General features: G+C 60.5%; 18 protein-coding genes and 1 pseudogene. 9 read left to right on the top strand and 10 right to left on the bottom strand.

The features are described from left to right. Positions 1 to 60: 60 nt before the first annotated feature. Both AC1DXW_RS23955 and AC1DXW_RS23950 read right to left on the bottom strand, forming a co-directional pair. On the bottom strand, positions 61 to 534 hold the full coding sequence (locus tag AC1DXW_RS23955) for a WbuC family cupin fold metalloprotein (RefSeq protein ID WP_477756264.1): 474 nt from the start codon (positions 532 to 534) through the stop codon (positions 61 to 63). Positions 535 to 537: 3 nt separating this feature from the next. Further along, positions 538 to 1,095: a hypoxanthine-guanine phosphoribosyltransferase gene (locus tag AC1DXW_RS23950; RefSeq protein ID WP_008045996.1), complete on the bottom strand. Its 558-nt coding sequence runs from the start codon at positions 1,093 to 1,095 to the stop codon at positions 538 to 540. Positions 1,096 to 1,270: 175 nt separating this feature from the next. On the opposite strand from AC1DXW_RS23950, the gene upp reads away from it, so the two are divergent. Then, positions 1,271 to 1,909, top strand: coding sequence for a uracil phosphoribosyltransferase (upp, locus tag AC1DXW_RS23945; protein ID WP_007997094.1), 639 nt, complete (start codon positions 1,271 to 1,273; stop codon positions 1,907 to 1,909). Positions 1,910 to 1,911: 2 nt separating this feature from the next. Then, positions 1,912 to 3,186 carry a uracil-xanthine permease family protein gene (locus tag AC1DXW_RS23940; protein ID WP_477756262.1) on the top strand — a complete coding sequence of 425 codons (1,275 nt, stop codon included), beginning with the start codon at positions 1,912 to 1,914 and terminating at the stop codon, positions 3,184 to 3,186. 123 nt (positions 3,187 to 3,309) lie between these two features. On the opposite strand, the gene hemH is transcribed toward AC1DXW_RS23940, so the two are convergent. Together hemH and AC1DXW_RS23930 are read right to left on the bottom strand one after the other, a co-directional pair. Continuing rightward, positions 3,310 to 4,332, bottom strand: coding sequence for a ferrochelatase (gene hemH / locus AC1DXW_RS23935; protein WP_477756261.1), 1,023 nt, complete (start codon positions 4,330 to 4,332; stop codon positions 3,310 to 3,312). Positions 4,333 to 4,345: 13 nt separating this feature from the next. Beyond that, complete coding sequence (locus AC1DXW_RS23930) at positions 4,346 to 5,248, bottom strand: TIGR01777 family oxidoreductase (RefSeq protein WP_477760538.1); 903 nt, start codon at positions 5,246 to 5,248, stop codon at positions 4,346 to 4,348. 196 nt (positions 5,249 to 5,444) lie between these two features. Between AC1DXW_RS23930 and AC1DXW_RS23925 the strand changes: the two genes are divergently transcribed. The 7 genes and pseudogenes from AC1DXW_RS23925 (at position 5,445) to AC1DXW_RS23895 (ending at position 11,239) form a co-directional block, all read left to right on the top strand. Beyond that, positions 5,445 to 6,431 (top strand): NAD(P)/FAD-dependent oxidoreductase, encoded by a 987-nt coding sequence (locus AC1DXW_RS23925; protein WP_477756333.1) that lies wholly within the window; start codon positions 5,445 to 5,447, stop codon positions 6,429 to 6,431. A 158-nt stretch (positions 6,432 to 6,589) separates the two neighbouring features. Beyond that, positions 6,590 to 7,549 (top strand): YbgA family protein, encoded by a 960-nt coding sequence (locus AC1DXW_RS23920; protein ID WP_477756332.1) that lies wholly within the window; start codon positions 6,590 to 6,592, stop codon positions 7,547 to 7,549. Next, positions 7,549 to 8,490: a MerR family transcriptional regulator gene (locus tag AC1DXW_RS23915; protein ID WP_477760537.1), complete on the top strand. Its 942-nt coding sequence runs from the start codon at positions 7,549 to 7,551 to the stop codon at positions 8,488 to 8,490. The genes AC1DXW_RS23920 and AC1DXW_RS23915 overlap by 1 nt, the downstream gene beginning before the upstream one ends. Before the next feature lie 21 nt (positions 8,491 to 8,511). After that, positions 8,512 to 9,954 (top strand): deoxyribodipyrimidine photo-lyase, encoded by a 1,443-nt coding sequence (gene phrB, locus AC1DXW_RS23910; protein WP_477760536.1) that lies wholly within the window; start codon positions 8,512 to 8,514, stop codon positions 9,952 to 9,954. Positions 9,955 to 9,956: 2 nt separating this feature from the next. Beyond that, positions 9,957 to 10,055 (top strand): annotated as a pseudogene (locus AC1DXW_RS23905) (transcriptional regulator); the annotation flags it as partial. Further along, positions 10,052 to 10,834: an SDR family NAD(P)-dependent oxidoreductase gene (locus AC1DXW_RS23900; protein ID WP_477760535.1), complete on the top strand. Its 783-nt coding sequence runs from the start codon at positions 10,052 to 10,054 to the stop codon at positions 10,832 to 10,834. The pseudogene AC1DXW_RS23905 and the gene AC1DXW_RS23900, both read left to right, overlap by 4 nt. 99 nt (positions 10,835 to 10,933) lie before the next feature. Beyond that, positions 10,934 to 11,239 carry a YkgJ family cysteine cluster protein gene (locus AC1DXW_RS23895; RefSeq protein ID WP_007981864.1) on the top strand — a complete coding sequence of 102 codons (306 nt, stop codon included), beginning with the start codon at positions 10,934 to 10,936 and terminating at the stop codon, positions 11,237 to 11,239. Positions 11,240 to 11,380: 141 nt separating this feature from the next. Here the strand turns inward: AC1DXW_RS23895 and AC1DXW_RS23890 are convergent, their stop codons facing one another. The 6 genes from AC1DXW_RS23890 to hemA all read right to left on the bottom strand — a co-directional run bounded on the left by AC1DXW_RS23890 (position 11,381) and on the right by hemA (position 16,756). Then, a complete protein-coding gene (locus AC1DXW_RS23890) occupies positions 11,381 to 11,899 on the bottom strand; it encodes an acyloxyacyl hydrolase (protein WP_223454734.1) in 519 nt (172 codons plus the stop codon). A gap of 124 nt (positions 11,900 to 12,023) precedes the next feature. Continuing rightward, positions 12,024 to 12,815 carry a glutamate racemase gene (murI, locus tag AC1DXW_RS23885; RefSeq protein ID WP_477754146.1) on the bottom strand — a complete coding sequence of 264 codons (792 nt, stop codon included), beginning with the start codon at positions 12,813 to 12,815 and terminating at the stop codon, positions 12,024 to 12,026. Further along, complete coding sequence (locus AC1DXW_RS23880; RefSeq protein ID WP_477754147.1) at positions 12,808 to 13,563, bottom strand: molybdopterin-synthase adenylyltransferase MoeB; 756 nt, start codon at positions 13,561 to 13,563, stop codon at positions 12,808 to 12,810. Before AC1DXW_RS23880 ends, murI begins: the two co-directional genes overlap by 8 nt. Further along, positions 13,557 to 14,387: a peptide chain release factor N(5)-glutamine methyltransferase gene (gene prmC, locus AC1DXW_RS23875; protein WP_477754148.1), complete on the bottom strand. Its 831-nt coding sequence runs from the start codon at positions 14,385 to 14,387 to the stop codon at positions 13,557 to 13,559. The genes AC1DXW_RS23880 and prmC overlap by 7 nt, the downstream gene beginning before the upstream one ends. After that, the gene (prfA, locus tag AC1DXW_RS23870) at positions 14,388 to 15,470 is read right to left on the bottom strand and encodes a peptide chain release factor 1 (protein ID WP_223461123.1); all 1,083 of its coding nucleotides are present in this window, start codon (positions 15,468 to 15,470) and stop codon (positions 14,388 to 14,390) included. Next, positions 15,467 to 16,756 (bottom strand): glutamyl-tRNA reductase, encoded by a 1,290-nt coding sequence (gene hemA, locus AC1DXW_RS23865; protein ID WP_477754149.1) that lies wholly within the window; start codon positions 16,754 to 16,756, stop codon positions 15,467 to 15,469. The genes prfA and hemA overlap by 4 nt, the downstream gene beginning before the upstream one ends. Positions 16,757 to 16,959: the final 203 nt, after the last annotated feature.

Genomic DNA, 16,959 nt, shown 5'->3' with positions numbered 1-16,959 from the left:
CTCCTACAGGGTGTACATCAAACCCCTGTAGGAGCTGCCGCAAGCTGCGATCTTTTGATCCTAATCGAAATGCGCGCGCATCCAGGCCTGATACTCGGCAACACCGGGCTCGCCTTCGCGCGGCGCCCAATGTGCCAGCTCACCTTCACCGACCGGACGGTAAGGACCAGCCTTGCATTCGAACATCAGGCTGTCAGCCTCCAGCACCACCAAACCGTGAAACACACCGGTTGGCAGGTCCACACCAACACAGTCGCCACCGGCCTGCAGCACGGTCTTGCTCAGCACCGCACCGGTCTCATCGAAGATCAACACGCCCAGCCGGCCCTTGAGGACCAACAGGGTTTCGGCCTTGTTGTCGCCCAAATGCCGGTGAGGCGGGATATACGTGGACGGCTGCAACCCCACCGCCATGCGATGGCATGCGTCTTCCATCTGATGGAAGTTGTGATGCTGACGCCCACGAGGATTGGCCGCAGCTTTCCCGGCCAGCTCGGCGAACAAGGTCTGATCCAGAAAACGAGGCGTATCCATGTCTTACATTCCTTTAACGGCGAAAATCCCGTTGGCGTTACGCCAGTAGCCTTTGTAGTCCATGCCGTAACCGAAGATGTAGCGATCGATGCACGGCAGACCGACGAAATCGGCCTTGAGGTCCGGACGGGCCTTGCGGTCGTGGTCTTTGTCGATCAGCACAGCGGTGTGCACTTTACGTGCGCCAGCGTGTTTGCAGAAGTCGATGATCGCGCCCAGGGTGTGACCTTCGTCGAGGATGTCGTCGATGATCAGCACATCACGGTCGATGAAGGACACTTCCGGCTTGGCTTTCCAGAACAGGTCACCGCCGCTGGTTTCGTTGCGATAGCGGGTGGCGTGCAGGTAGGACGCTTCCAACGGGAAGTGCAAATAGGTCAGCAGCTTGCCGGAGAAAATCAGCCCGCCGTTCATCACGCAGAACACCACCGGATTGCTGTCCGCCAGTTGATCGTTGATTTGTGCACCGACGCGGGCGATGGCCGCCTCGACTTCAGCTTCGGTGTACAGGCAGTCAGCCTCTCGCATGATTTGACGGATATGCTCGAGATCAGCGGACATGGCGCTCTCCAGGGAGTTTGAGGGGAGGGACGGATTCGGAAAAGCGGGCAAAGGTACGCATCAAGCGAGGCCAGATCAAGCCTTTGTGGACTAACGTACTGTATGTCTATAGGACAACACCCTCGGATAGATTAACCTAGGCCGGTTTTTTTGCCCGCCGCCGGAGCCTTTCCCCATGCCCATTCATGAGATCCGCCACCCGCTGATCCGTCATAAACTTGGCCTTATGCGCCGCGCAGACATCAGCACGAAGAATTTCCGTGAGCTCGCTCAGGAAGTCGGCGCCCTGCTGACCTATGAAGCTACCAAAGACCTGCCGCTGGAAGCCTACGATATCGAAGGCTGGTGCGGTACCGTATCGGTCGAGAAAATCGCCGGCAAGAAAATCACCGTGGTGCCAATCCTGCGTGCCGGCATCGGCATGCTCGAAGGCGTACTCAGCCTGATCCCGGGCGCCAAAGTCAGCGCCGTCGGCGTGGCCCGTAACGAGGAAACCCTCGAAGCCCACACCTACCTGGAAAAACTGGTGCCGGAAATCGACGAACGCCTGGCCATGATCATCGACCCGATGCTCGCCACCGGCGGCTCGATGGTCGCCACCATCGACCTGCTGAAAAAAGCCGGCTGCAAGGACATCCGCGCCATGGTGCTGGTCGCCGCGCCAGAAGGCATCGCCGCCGTAGAGAAAGCTCACCCGGACGTGATCATCTACACCGCTTCCATTGATCAAAAACTGAACGAACACGGCTACATCATCCCAGGGCTTGGCGACGCCGGTGACAAGATCTTCGGCACCAAGCAGAAGGACGCGTGAGCATGCAGCAAGAGTTCAACGATCCGCTCTGGCGCACGGTGCTGTCCGGCGCACAGATGCTGTTCGTGGCCTTCGGCGCCCTGGTGTTGATGCCGCTGATCACCGGCCTTGACCCGAACGTGGCGCTGTTCACGGCCGGCCTGGGGACGATCCTGTTCCAGATCGTCACCGGGCGTCAGGTGCCGGTGTTCCTGGCATCGAGCTTTGCCTTCATCACCCCGATCATTCTCGCCAAGGGCCAATTCGGCCTCGCCGCGACCATGGGCGGTGTGATGGCGGCGGGTTTTGTCTACACCTTCCTCGGCCTCGCGGTGAAGATCAAAGGCACCGGTTTCATCGACCGCCTGCTGCCGCCGGTAGTGATCGGACCGGTGATCATCTCGATCGGCCTGGCCATGGCGCCGATTGCCGCCAACATGGCCATGGGCAAGGCCGGCGACGGCAGTGAATTGATTCATTACCAGACGGCGATGATGATCTCGATGCCCGCACTGCTGACCACGCTGATCGTCGCGGTTTTCGGCAAGGGCATCTTTCGCCTGGTGCCGATCATCTCTGGCGTGCTGGTCGGTTTCGGCATGGCGTTCTACTTCGGCGTGGTCGATACCGCGAAGATTGCAGCGGCACCATGGTTCGCCATCCCGAACTTCACCGCGCCGGAATTCAACTGGCAGGCGATCCTGTTCATCGTTCCGGTAGCCCTGGCTCCGGCCATCGAACACATCGGCGGCGTGATTGCCGTGGGTAGCGTGACCGGTCGCGATTACCTGAAGAAGCCTGGCCTGCACCGCACCCTGCTCGGCGACGGCATTGCCACCACGGCGGCCGGTCTGTTCGGCGGCCCGCCCAACACCACCTACGCCGAAGTGACCGGCGCAGTCATGCTGACCAAGAACTACAACCCGAAAATCATGACCTGGGCGGCGATCTTCGCCATCAGCCTGGCGTTTATCGGCAAGTTCGGTGCGCTGCTGCAAAGCATTCCGGTACCGGTGATGGGCGGGATTCTCTGCCTGTTGTTCGGTTCGATTGCGGCGGTGGGGATGAACACGCTGATCCGCCACAAGATCGATCTGGCCGAGGCGCGCAATCTGGTGATTGTTTCGGTGACCCTGGTGTTCGGGATCGGCGGCGTGCTGATCGGCACCGGCACCGGGCCGGACGATTTCGGCCTCAAAGGCATTGCGCTGTGTGCGGTGGTGGCGATTGGCTTGAACCTGATCCTGCCGGGCAATGACAGCTGGAAGCACAAGAAGGCGAATGAGCCGCTGATCTGACTGGGTGAATACCTGAGACCGTTTTTGTCAGTCCCATTGCATTCGCGGGCAAGCCCGCTCCCACAGGTTTCGCACTGACCTTGTGGGAGCGGGCTTGCTCCGGGCGGCGTTCCGACGAAGCTTTTAAAGCACCAACGGCGCACGCTCGCACAACGCACTCAACGCCCGAGCCCAACGCGGGTCATCGTTAAGGCACGGTACCAGCACCAACTCCTCTCCCCCTGCTGCACGGAATTGCTCCTTGCCGCGATCTCCGATTTCTTCCAGGGTCTCGATACAATCGGCAACGAACGCCGGGCACATCACCAGAATCTTTTTCACGCCGCTTTTGGCCAACTCATCGAGGCGCGCTTCGGTGTAGGGCTCGATCCATTTGGCGCGTCCCAGACGCGACTGGAACGACACCGACCACTTGCCCTCCGGCAACCCCATGCGCTTGGCAAACTCTGCCGCCGTACGCAGGCACTGGCCGCGATAACAGGTGGCGACCACCTCAGGTGGCGCCCCGGCGCAGCAATCGCCGCCCCCTTCGAAGCTGTGACCGGGGTTGAGCTTCTTCAGATGCCGCTCCGGCAATCCATGAAAACTCATCAATAAATGATCGTAGTCCTGCTGCAAATGCGACCGCGTCGTGGCGACCAGCGCATCGAGGTATTCCGGTTGATCGTAGAAAGGTTGAAGAACCGACAATTGCACGTTGAGGTTTTTCTCGCGTACCACGCGTTTGGCTTCCTCGATGACCGTGGTGGTGGTGCTGTCGGCGAACTGTGGATAAAGCGGCGCCAGCGTAATCCGCTTGTGCCCTGCGCCGACCATGCGCACCAGTGTCGATTCGATCGACGGCTCGCCATAGCGCATGGCCAGTTCGACCGGGCCGTGGTGCCACTGGGTGGTCATGGCTTGTTGCAAACGACGGCTGAGTACCACCAGCGGCGAGCCCTCGTCCCACCAGATCGAGGCATAAGCATGGGCCGACTGCTCGGGACGCTTAATCAGGATCAGCGACACCAGCAAGCGTCGAACCGGCCATGGCAGGTCGATCACGTACGGGTCCATCAGAAATTGGTTGAGGTAGCTGCGCACATCCGCCACCGAGGTGGAGGCAGGTGAGCCCAGGTTGACCAGAAGCAACGCGTGATCAGTCATGCAACGTCCTATTTCAAAGGCGACTGGACAGATCGTCCAGTGCCGCGCGCAAATCCATGAACTTAAAAGTGAAACCAGCCTGTAACAAACGCGCCGGGGTGGCGCGCTGGCCGCCCAGCAACAGTAAGGACAACTCACCCAGCCCCACCTTCAATACGAAGGCCGGCATCGGCATGAACGCCGGGCGATGCAGTACGCTACCCAGCGTCTTGGCAAACTCGCGGTTGCGCACCGGTTTGGGCGCGCACGCATTATAGGGACCGCTGGCCTCGTTGCGATGCAGAAGAAAATCAATCAGGGCGATTTGATCGTCGATATGAATCCACGGCATCCACTGCCGGCCGTTGCCGATGGGCCCTCCCAGACCCAGTTTGAACGGCAGTAACAGCCGCGACAAAAAGCCACCCTCCGCCGACAGCACCAACCCGGTACGGATGTGAATGACGCGAATGCCCATCGCTTCGGCCCGCTGTGCAGTCTCCTCCCAGGCGATGCATAACTGGCTGGCGAAGTCTTCACTGATCGGCCCCGAATCCTCGGTCAGTTCACGCTCGCCGCCGTTGCCATACCAGCCGACAGCTGAACCGGAAATCAGGACCCGGGGTTTCTGCTCGCGACTTTCGAGCCACGCCAGCAGGGTTTCGGTGAGCGTGATGCGACTGCTCCACAACAAGGCTTTTCGCTTGTGCGTCCAGGGTCGGTCGGCAATCGGCGCTCCGGCCAGATTGACGATCGCATCCACTGGCTCCTGCCCCAGATCCTCCAGCCGGGCAATTCCACGCACTTGGGTACCACATGTTTTCGCGACTTTTTCAGGCTGGCGACTCCAGACTGTCAGGCGATATCCCTGACCCGACCAGTGCCGGCAAAGCTGACGTCCTATCAAACCAGTACCGCCGGTCAGCAATATGTGCATGACTTCTTCCTCGCGTGGCGTTTTACCCTGTCCATTAGTCTATTTTTATAAGCAGGGATCTTTGGTATCGAGCAGGCTCTATGTTTAACAATAGGCCAAGCTGTCAGAACGAGAACGCTAAAAGTTATACCAACAAACAATATTGTACAGGTTTGAACCCCGGCGTAGTCTGTACAGAAAGGTAAACGAGGCACCTATGACTGTACCTATCGCAATCATTGGCACCGGCATTGCCGGACTCTCCGCCGCCCAGGCCCTGACTGACCTCGGGCATGTGGTTCAACTGTTCGATAAAAGCCGCGGTAGTGGCGGGCGCATGTCGAGCAAACGCAGCGATGCGGGTGCTCTGGACATGGGTGCGCAGTATTTCACCGCCCGTGACCGTCGCTTTGTCACCGAAGTCCAGCGCTGGCAGGCCAAGGGCTGGGTTGCCGAGTGGACGCCGCAGCTGTACACCTACCATGGTGGCCAGCTTAACCTGTCGCCAGACGAGCAGACCCGCTGGGTCGGCACGCCGCATATGAGCGCCATCACCCGCGCCCTGCTTGGTGAACTTGAAGTGCATTTCGCCTGCCGGATCACCGAGGTCTATCGCGGTGAAGAACACTGGCATCTGCAGGACGCCGAGGGCTTCACCCACGGACCGTTCAGCCACGTGGTCATCGCCACGCCAGCCCCGCAGGCCACGGCTTTGCTGGCATCTGCGCCGAAACTCGCCGGTGCCGCCGCCGGGGTGAAAATGGACCCGACCTGGGCCATCGCCCTCGCCTTCGAAACGCCACTGGAAACGCCCATGGAAGGCTGCTTCGTGCAGGACAGCCCCCTCGACTGGCTGGCTCGCAACCGCAGCAAACCCGGGCGTGACAACACTCTCGACACCTGGGTGCTGCACGCAACCAGCGCCTGGAGTCGCCAGCACATTGACCTGTCCAAGGAAGCCGTGATCGAACAACTGCATGGCGCCTTCGCCGAACTGCTGCACGATTCCATGCCCGCACCGACCTTCAGCCTCGCCCACCGCTGGCTCTACGCCCGCCCCGCCAGCAGTCACGAATGGGGCACCCTGGCCGATGCAGACCTGGGGCTGTATGCCTGTGGCGACTGGTGCCTGTCCGGGCGCGTCGAAGGGGCCTGGCTCAGCGGTCAGGAAGCCGCTCGCCGCTTGCATGAACACCTGCAGTAAGCAAAGGCATCAACCCGAGCAAATCGCTGCTGTCGCCATGGACAGCAGCCCGCCACAATACTTATACACAACATTTGACTTGTACAACTTCGAATCTATGATGAAGTTATCCTGTACAGACTCGACCGTCTGCACCGGTTCAGATTCGAGGTGCTCCGATGTCCCACGCCCACGCCAAACCGAAAATCGCCATCAGCGCCTGCCTGATGGGGCTCGACGTGCGCTACAACGGCGGGCACAAGGAATCGCGGTTGTGCAGCCGCACCCTCACTGATTACTTCGATTTCATCCCGGTCTGCCCGGAAGTGGCCATCGGCCTGGGCGTGCCCCGCCAACCGATTCGGCCAGTGGGCAGCGCAGATCAACCCGAAGCCGTGGGCACCCTCGACCACAAGCTTAACGTGACACAACCGTTGGCCACCTACGGCCGGGACATGGCAGCGCAGTTGGGGGATATCTGCGGCTACATCTTCATGCAAAATTCCCCGTCCTGTGGCCTGGAGCGGGTCAAGGTCTACCACGCCAACGGCGCACGGGCGGATATTGGCGGGCACGGGATCTACGCCCGGGCCTTCTGCCTGCGGCACCCGGACTTGCCGGTGGAGGAAGACGGCCGGCTCAACGATCCGGTGCTGCGGGAAAACTTCCTCACCCGGGTGTTCGCCTACAGCGCCTGGCAGCAGCTACGTCAAGAGGGCATGACCCGGCACGGTCTCACGGGCTTTCACTCGCGCTACAAATACCTGCTGATGGCCCACAACCCGGTGCAATACAAAACCCTGGGCAATCTGCTGGGCAACATGGGCAAAACCGATCCGCAGGAACTGGGCCCCCGCTATTTCAGCGAACTGATGTCGGCGCTGAAAAAATGCGCCACCCGCCGCACTCACACCAACGTCCTGCAACACCTCAGCGGCTACCTGAAACAGGCCATCAGCGGCGAAGACAAGCAGGAAGTGCAGCACGTAATCAGCCAATACCGCCTGGGTATCGTACCGCTGGTGGTGCCGCTGACGCTGCTCAAGCATCACTTTCGCCAACACCCCGATCCGTACATCGCACAGCAGGTTTACCTGCAACCGCACCCGGAAAACCTCAGCCTGCGAAACGCCATCTGATGAAAAAAAAACTCGACACCAGCGCCCGCGAAGACCTCGGCGATGACTTTGAAAAGGCGTTGGACGAAGGCTGGCTGCCGATCCGAGAAGTGGCGCGGAAAACCGGCGTCAATGCCGTGACCTTGCGCGCCTGGGAGCGGCGCTACGGTCTGATCGTGCCGCAACGCACACCCAAGGGGCATCGGTTGTTCTCGGCCGACCATGTACAACGCATCCAGGCCATTCTCACCTGGCTCAACCGTGGCGTTGCCGTCAGCCAGGTCAAGCAACTGCTCGACACGCCGCAAGCCTTCAGCGAGTCCGTCGACAACGATTGGCACGCCTTGCTGCAAACGTTGCTGCAGGCGGTCAGCGGATTGCAGGAGCGCACTCTGGATGACAGCGTCAATCAGGCGATGGCGTTGTATCCGCCGCGAACCCTGTGCGAACAGTTGCTGATGCCCTTGCTGGCCGCTCTGGAGCAACGCTGGCAAGGCCAGTTCGGTGCGCAGATGGAGCGGGGCTTTTTTTGTGCCTGGCTGCGTAGCAAGTTCGGTGCACGCATCTACCATAACAATCGTCAGTTGTGCACCGCGCCGCTGCTGCTGATCAACCACTCGGACCTGCCCATGGAGCCGCACCTTTGGCTAACGGCCTGGCTGATCAGCAGCGCCGATTGCCCGGTGGAAGTCTTCGACGGGCCACTGCCGGTCGGCGAACTGGCATTGGCGGTCGAACTTCTGCAACCCCGTGGGATTCTGCTGTACTCAAGCAAAGCCCTGAATCCGGCGCAGCTGCCGAAACTTTTCAAAGGTGTCAGTTGCCCAAAAATGATTGCCGGACCAACGGTATGCATCCACCACACCGAGTTGTCTGTCAGTACTGTCGAGATCGCTGATTTGTACCTGGCCGAAGATCCGCTGTCGGCACATCAGGCACTCGTTCAGCGCGGGCTGATTTAAATGAATCGCGTGGATACCAACATGCAATTGATCTGGCTGCGCAGCGACTTGCGCCTGCATGACAACACCGCCCTCTCGGCTGCCGCGGCTCGCGGCCCGTGCGTGGCGGCATTTCTGTTGAGCCCGGAACAATGGCTGGAACACGACGATGCGCCCTGCAAAGTGGACTTTTGGCTGCGTAACCTACGCGAGTTGAGCCGCGAACTGGGTCAACTGAACATTCCCCTGCTGGTCCGCCTGGCACCTCGCTGGGATGACGCACCCAGCGTATTGCTGAACCTGTGCCGACAGTTGCAGATCGAAGCTGTGTACCTCAACGAAGAGTACGGCATCCACGAATCCCGTCGCGATGCAGCCGTCACCCAGACGCTGAAGGCTGAAGGCATCGAAGTTCGCCGCTACCTCGATCAATTGCTGTTCAAGCCCGGGAGCGTGCTGACCCGGACCGGCACTTACTTTCAGGTCTTCAGCCAGTTCCGCAAAGTCTGCTACGAACGACTGCACCGCTCGCTGCCCAGCCTGGTCTGCGCGCCGCACAAACAAACGCCGCTGAACATTGCCAGCGATGCGATCCCCGTGAGTGTCGACGGCTTCGCAACACCCGATGAGAACCTGCGCAACCTGTGGCCGGCGGGCGAAACCGAAGCCCGGCATCGCCTCGACAGCTTTAGCGATGTGCAGATCGCGCGCTATCAAAGCGAACGGGATTTCCCGGCGAAGCCCGGCACCAGTCAGCTCTCGGCCTATCTGGTCGCCGGGGTGATTTCTGTGCGCCAATGCCTGCACGCGGCCTTGAACAGCAATCAAGGTGAATTCGAAAGTGGCAAGACTGGCGCCGTCACCTGGATCAACGAACTGCTGTGGCGCGAGTTCTACAAACACATCCTGGTGGGCTACCCTCGGGTTTCCCGACACCGCGCGTTTCGTCCCGAAACCGAAGCATTGGCCTGGCGCAACGCCCCCGAAGAACTGGCCGCTTGGCAACAGGCGCGTACCGGTTTGCCGATTATCGACGCCGCCATGCGCCAACTGCTGGCAACCGGCTGGATGCACAACCGCCTGCGCATGGTGGTGGCGATGTTCCTGACCAAGAACCTGTTGATCGACTGGCGCGAAGGCGAACGCTTTTTCATGCGTCACCTGATCGATGGCGACCTGGCGGCGAACAACGGTGGCTGGCAGTGGAGTTCCTCCACCGGCACCGACTCGGCGCCTTACTTCCGGATTTTCAACCCGCTGAACCAGTCGGAAAAATTCGACCCCGAAGGCGTGTTCATCAAGCAATGGCTGCCGGAACTGGCCGGACTGAATAAAAGAGAAGTGCACAACCCCGCCAATCTCGGCGGCCTGTTCGGTGTTGTGGATTACCCCTCACCGATCGTCGACTTGAGTACCTCCCGTACACGCGCGTTGACGGCGTTCAAAAATCTACCCTCACGGCAGTACGCCGCAATTGGGTCATGAGTTACCGCTACCGGGATTACCTCGATGCCGGGGCTCTGTTTTATGAATATTTACCCGTATTGGGCCGGGCAATTGCCTGGCTGAAAAGGAGATTGGGATGAGTTGCACACTCGCACGACGATTCTGGCTGACCGGTGCCAGCAGCGGCATCGGTGCCGCCCTGGCCGAAGAAATCCTGAAAACCGGTGCGCACCTGGCCGTCAGCTCGCGCATCATGGCCCCCCTCAAAGACTTGTCGCAACGTTATCCGGGACAGGTGCTGGTGGTCGCCGGAGACCTGACCAACAGCCAGACCGTGCGCGAGATCGGCGAGCAGATTGCCGAGGACTGGGGCTCGCTGGACACCGTGATACTCAATGCCGGCACCTGCGAGTACGTGGATGCCAAACAGTTCGACGCCTCGATTGTCGAGCATGTCGTGCGCACCAACCTGCTGGCCAGCAACTATTGCATCGAAGCGGCCCTGCCCCTGCTGCGTGCCGGCACCGCACCGCACATGGTAGCCATGGCCAGTACGGTGACTTACCTGCCACTGCCCAAGGCAGAAGCGTACGGCGCCTCGAAGGCCGGGCTGCGTTATCTGTTCGAATCCTTGCGCATCGACCTGGCCCCGGAAGGTATTGAACTCACAGTGATCAGCCCCGGGTTTGTCGAAACGCCGCTGACGGCGAAAAACGACTTCCCCATGCCCTTGAGCTGGCCGGTGGAGAAAGCCGCACGGCACATCTTCGAAAAACTCAAGGAGCGCCCGCTGGAAATCGCTTTCCCGGCAGCGTTCATGGCCGCCCTCTGGCCGCTCTCCAAACGGCCGGACCGAGTGAAACTGGAGATCGGCAAACCCATGGTGCGCAGCCAGCCACCGATCAAGGATCAACCCTGAAAATCGCCACCATCGGCATCGGTATCGCGGACGTTCCGATACTTGAGCGTCCGTCAGACCTTTCACACAGCACCCGGCGACTGCCTTACACTGCGCGCCATGAAAACCATCCCCCATACGCAAATCGCGGAACCCGCGGTCACGTGCTCGACCTGTGCAGCCTGCTGCTGCCAGCTCGAAGTCATGCTGATCACCGATACGGGTGTGCCTGAACGGTTCATCGATACCGATGACTGGGGCGGGGAAGTCATGCTGCGCCTGGACGACGGATGGTGTGCCGCACTGGATCGCAACACGATGATGTGCACCATCTACGAAAAACGCCCGCTGATCTGCCGGGAATTCGAGATGGGCGCACCGGAGTGCATCGACGAACGCCAGGGGATTTCGACGGCGTATCGCTGAACAGGAAAACAACGCGCCCCTGTGGGAGCGAGCTTGCTCGCGATGACGATGTTTCATTCAACATCAATGTTGAGTCTGAAATCGCTATCGCGAGCAAGCTCGCTCCCACAGGGGATTTGCAACCCGCTGAAACCGTGGTGCTTACAGCGGCAACGTGTAATGCAGCGAGTAGCTTTCTACACCGTCGTTGGAACTGGCGAGCCCGGCGTTGGAATAGTGCGTGGCACGGATCCCGACTTCATGGCCGCCGTTGAAGCGCAGGCCAAAACCGAACCGGTCTTCAAACTGGAAGGCACTGCCGATGTTGTTGTCTTCGAGTCGGGTATTGGAGAACACCGCCACGCCAATGCCTGCTTCAACGTAGGGCTTGACGTTCTGACCGGCAAATTCGTAAACGAACACCGGAGAGAACGACAGGCTGTTATTGCTCGAGGTCTTGTCGCCTTCCCAATAGGTGTAGGCGCCGCTCCAGTAACCGGTCACGCGACCGACGTCACTCTGCCACCAGCTCTGGTCCCAATCGAATTGCATGCCCAGTCGATACGTCATGGTCGAATCGCTGGTCTGACCAACCGCGAACTCCACACCTGCCGCCTGCGCGGTAAAGGTGTGCCCCATTAATGCGGCCGCAATCGCGGCCAAACAGAATAGTCGCTTCATTAGAAACTTCCCTTTCCGAACAATTTCGTATGGTTTTTTTTGTTGCTCAACCCTGCAAAGCTATGGAAATCGGCGATTTATCAGAAGCTCACCCCAATTTTTCGTTTGATTCCTTTGGACTTTCTTACCTGTTGAAGCTTCGCACAATGCCAGCCGTATTCCACAGTATCGGCAAGATATTTCTGAAGTGAACCGGATCGGCGCTGGTCCAGAACTGCGCTTCTCGGGCAGGCCCCTCGGCGAGCAGCTCGCCTTCGACCAAAAGCCGATGGAGTTGCCGTGCGACGGCGGCACCGGTATCGATCAAGCTGATGTCCTCGGGGATCATCTGCCGGAGCATCGGCTTGAGAAAAGGGTAATGGGTGCAGCCGAGAATCAGGGTGTCCGCGCCGGCAGCCAGCAGTGGTTCGACATACCCGGCCAACAGCTGACGCAGCTCGGAACTGCGCAGATCGCCGTTTTCAATCAGTTCAACCAGACCGGGACACGGCTGGGTGATCACTTTCACGTCCGTGGCGAAGCGGTCGAGCAATGCGGCGAACTTGGCGCTCTGCAAGGTGCCGGTGGTGGCCAGCACCCCCACCACGCCGGAGCGGGTTGCGGCGGCGGCCGGTTTGACTGCCGGCTCCATGCCGACAATGGGCCATTCGGGATAGTCGCGGCGCAAGTCGGCGACGCCAGCCACCGTCGCCGTGTTGCAGGCCAGCACCAGGGCCTTGGCGCCCTGTTGCTGAAAGAAGTCGGCCATCACGCTGCAACGCTGCTGGATAAATTCCGGGGTTTTCTCGCCATAGGGAATATTCCCGCAGTCGGCGACGTACATCAGCGTCTCGTTGGGCAGCAAGCACTGGATCTCGGCTAGCACCGAGAGCCCGCCGACACCGGAGTCGAACACACCAATCGGTGCTTCACGCATGTTTCGACCCACAGACGCTGCAACCCGGATCACGCTTGACCCGCAATTCACGGAAGCGCGTGCCCAAGGCATCGATCAACAGCAGGCGCCCCACCAGCGGCTCGCCGAATCCGGCCAGCAATTTCAGCGCTTCAAGCGCTTGCAGACTGCCGACCAGCCCCACCAGCGGACCGACCACGCCGGCTTCGCTGCAGGTCAGTTCGGCTTCGCTGCCGTGCCCGTATAGGCAGTGGTAGCACGGACTCTCCGGCCGACGCGGATCGAACACCGACAGTTGCCCTTCGAGGCGAATCGCCGCGCCGCTGACCAGCGGTTTGCCGGCGGTTACGCAAGCGGCGTTGACCGCTTCACGGGTGGAAAAATTGTCAGAACAATCGAGGACCAGATCCACCCCGGCCACCACGGCGGCCAGGGAGTCTTCGTCCAGCGCCGCACGATGGGCGATCAACTGGATCTCGGGATTGATCGCGCTCAGGCGCTTGATTGCCGAATCGACCTTGGACATGCCGACACTGTCGGTGTCGTGAATGATCTGGCGTTGCAGGTTGGTCAGATCGACCGTGTCGAAGTCCGCCAGATGCAATTCACCCACACCTGCCGCCGCCAGATACAGCGCCACTGGTGCGCCAAGGCCGCCAAGACCGACGATCAATACGCGGCTTTCCTTGAGCCGCAATTGGCCGTCGATATCGATGTGTTGCAGCAGAATCTGCCGGCTGTAACGCAGCAACTCCTGATCATTCAGCACGGCAGGCGCCCCAGACTGATGCGTTGGTGACCGCCCAGATCGGTGCGGCTGTGGACTTCTTCAAATCCGCGGGTCAGCAGCAAATCGCGGACCGCCTCGGCCTGATCGTAGCCGTGTTCGAGCATCAGCCAACCGCCGGCGTCCAGATGGTCCGGCGCCTGGGCGACGATCAGGCGCAGATCCTCGAGCCCGTCGACACCGGCCACCAAAGCACTGGCCGGTTCAAAGCGCACATCGCCCTCAACCAGATGCGGATCGGCCGCTGCGATGTAGGGCGGATTGCTGATGATCAGTTGAAAACGCTGACCTTCCAGGGCACTGAACCAATGGCTGCTCAGCACGGTGGCGTTGCCCAGGTGCAGACGCTGGCGATTGCGTTCGGCCAGGGCCACGGCTTCCAGAATTCGGTCCACGGCAGTGACGCTCCAGGCCGGACGTTCGCTGGCCAGGGCCAGGGCAATCGCGCCGCTGCCGGTGCCGAGGTCGAGTACTTTAGCCGGTGTGGCCGGCAACAGTTCCAGCGCGGCCTCCACCAGCAGTTCGGTGTCCGGGCGCGGGATCAATGTGTGCGGTGCCACTTCCAGATCCAGCTTCCAGAAACCCTGCTGGCCGAGGATATAGGCCACCGGCTCACCGTTGCGGCGGCGCTGCAAATATTCGGCGAACGTCAGCGCCGCTTCGCTCGGCACGATGCGCTCCGGCCAGGTGTGCAGGAAACTGCGGGACTTGCCCAAGGCCGCCGCCAGCAGCAATTCGGCATCCAGACGCGCCGTGGGCGAGTCGGGCAAATCGGCGGCGCGCAACAAACTGGCAATGATCGTCATTTACTCACCTATCGCTGCCAGTTGATCGGCCTGGTATTCGGCCAGCAACGGCTCGATCACCGCCTCTACACCGCCGGCGAGGATCTCGTCGAGGGAATACAGGGTCAGGTTGACCCGGTGGTCGGTGACCCGGCCCTGGGCAAAGTTGTAGGTGCGGATACGTTCGGAGCGATCACCGGAACCGACCAGCAACTTGCGCTCACTGGCGATGGCATTGGCCGCGGCAGAGGTCTGCTGATCGTTCAGCTTGGCCGACAACCAGGACATCGCCCGGGCGCGGTTCTTGTGCTGTGAACGTTCTTCCTGGCACTCGACCACGATGCCGGATGGCAAGTGCGTGATGCGGATCGCCGAGTCGGTCTTGTTGACGTGCTGGCCACCGGCGCCAGAGGAGCGATAGGTATCGACGCGCAGGTCGGCCGGGTTGATCTCGATGGCTTCCTGCTCGTCCGGCTCGGGCAACACCGCCACGGTGCAGGCCGACGTGTGGATGCGGCCCTGGGATTCGGTCGCCGGAACCCGCTGCACGCGGTGCGCGCCGGATTCGAATTTCAGCTTGCCGTAGACGTTGTCGCCCTCGACCCGGGCAATCACCTCTTTATAGCCGCCGTGTTCACCCTCGTTTTCCGAGAGGATCTCCACTCGCCAGCCACGGCGCTCGGCGTAGCGCGAATACATGCGGAACAGGTCACCAGAGAAAATCGCTGCCTCGTCGCCGCCGGTGCCGGCACGGATTTCGAGAAACACGTTGCGCCCGTCGTTCGGGTCCTTGGGCAGCAGCATGCGTTGCAGGTCGGCTTCGAGCGTGACCAGACGTTCCTTGGCCTCGCGGACTTCTTCCACGGCCATTTCACGCATGTCCGGGTCGCTGTCCTTGAGCAGTGCCTGGGCACCTTCGAGGTCGTCCTGCACTTTCAGCAGTTCTTTATAGACGCCCACGATCGGTTCAACTTCCGCGTACTCCTTGGAATAGGTGCGGAACTTGTTCTGATCGGAAATGACCTCGCCGTCGCCCAGCAGGGCAGTCAATTCCTCGAAACGGTCCTGGAGAATATCCAGCTTATTGAGCAGTGACGCTTTCATTGCGGTTTTTTATCCGAAAAGCTATCCGATGAGCCCTCACCGAGGGCAAAGAGTTCCTGGGCCATCGCCAGCGCATCCAGGCGACCTTCGGCAGAGAGCTTTTTCAACTGCACGCTCGGTGCGTGCAACAGTTTGTTGGTCAGCCCGCGGGCCAGTTGCACCAGCACCTCTTCGGCACTGGTGCCGTTGGCCAGCATGCGCTGGGCCTTTTGCAATTCTTCGTCACGCAGGCGTTCGCTCTGTTGACGATAGGCCTTGAGCACGTCCACCGCTGCCAACTCGCGCAAGCGGACCATGAAATCTTCGGCGCCGACCGAGACCATCTCTTCGGCGGCCTGGGCTGCGCCCTGACGGCTCTTGAGGTTCTCGGCGACCACTTCGTGGAGGTCGTCGACGCTATAGAGGTAAACGTCGTCCAGCTCGCCGACTTCTGGCTCGATATCGCGGGGAACAGCGATATCTACCATGAAGATCGGTTTGTGCTTGCGCAGTTTCAAGGCGCTTTCCACCGCACCCTTGCCCAGAATCGGCAACTGGCTGGCGGTGGAACTGATGACGATATCGCTGCGCACAAGCTCTGCCGGAATATCCGACAACAACACCGCATGGGCACCAAACTGCTCGGCCAGAATGCTCGCGCGCTCCAGGGTACGGTTGGCGACCACTATGCGCTTCACCCCCAGGTCGTGCAGATGGCGGGCGACCAGGGTGATGGTCTCGCCGGCGCCGATCAACAAGGCCTGGCTGCGTTGCAGGTCGCTGAAAATCTGCTTGGCCAGGCTCACCGCGGCAAACGCCACCGACACCGGGTTCTCGCCGATGGCAGTGTCGGTGCGCACCTGCTTGGCCGCATTGAACGTGGCCTGGAACAGCCGCCCGAGCAACGGCCCGATGGTGCCGGCCTCGCGGGCCACGGCATAGGCCGACTTCATCTGGCCGAGAATCTGCGGTTCGCCCAACACCAGCGAGTCGAGCCCGGAAGCCACCCGCATCATGTGACGAACTGCCGCATCATCTTCATGCACATAGGCGCTTTCGCGCAGCTCGTCGTAGCTCAAATGATGATATTCGGCCAGCCAGCGCAGCACGACATCCGCCGACAGGTGATCCTGTTCTATATAGAGTTCACTGCGATTGCAGGTGGAGAGGATCGCAGCTTCGCGGCTGTCGGTGAGTCGGCAGAGCTGCTGCAAGGCCTCAACCAGCTGCTCAGGGGTAAAAGCCACGCGCTCGCGGACGTCTACTGAAGCAGTCTTGTGGTTAATACCGAGTGCAAGGAAGGCCATTCAAAGTCGCTGATGGTGACGTGAAGCCGGTAATTGTCCTACTTCGACGGAATCAGAACAACCACTCGATATCTATCGCTTCGGTAGATGGCGCCAACGTTGGCCGAAGGCTGCGATCTTTTGCCTTCAAAGATCAAGATCAAAAGATCGCAGCCTTCGGCAGCTCCTACACGGGGACCGGTGTTCTCGGGAAAATGCCAGGC

This window comes from Pseudomonas sp. P4_C4, assembly GCF_056402055.1.
The sequence above is the reverse complement of the archived record's forward strand: the minus strand, read 5'-3'. Positions and strand labels throughout refer to the sequence as shown.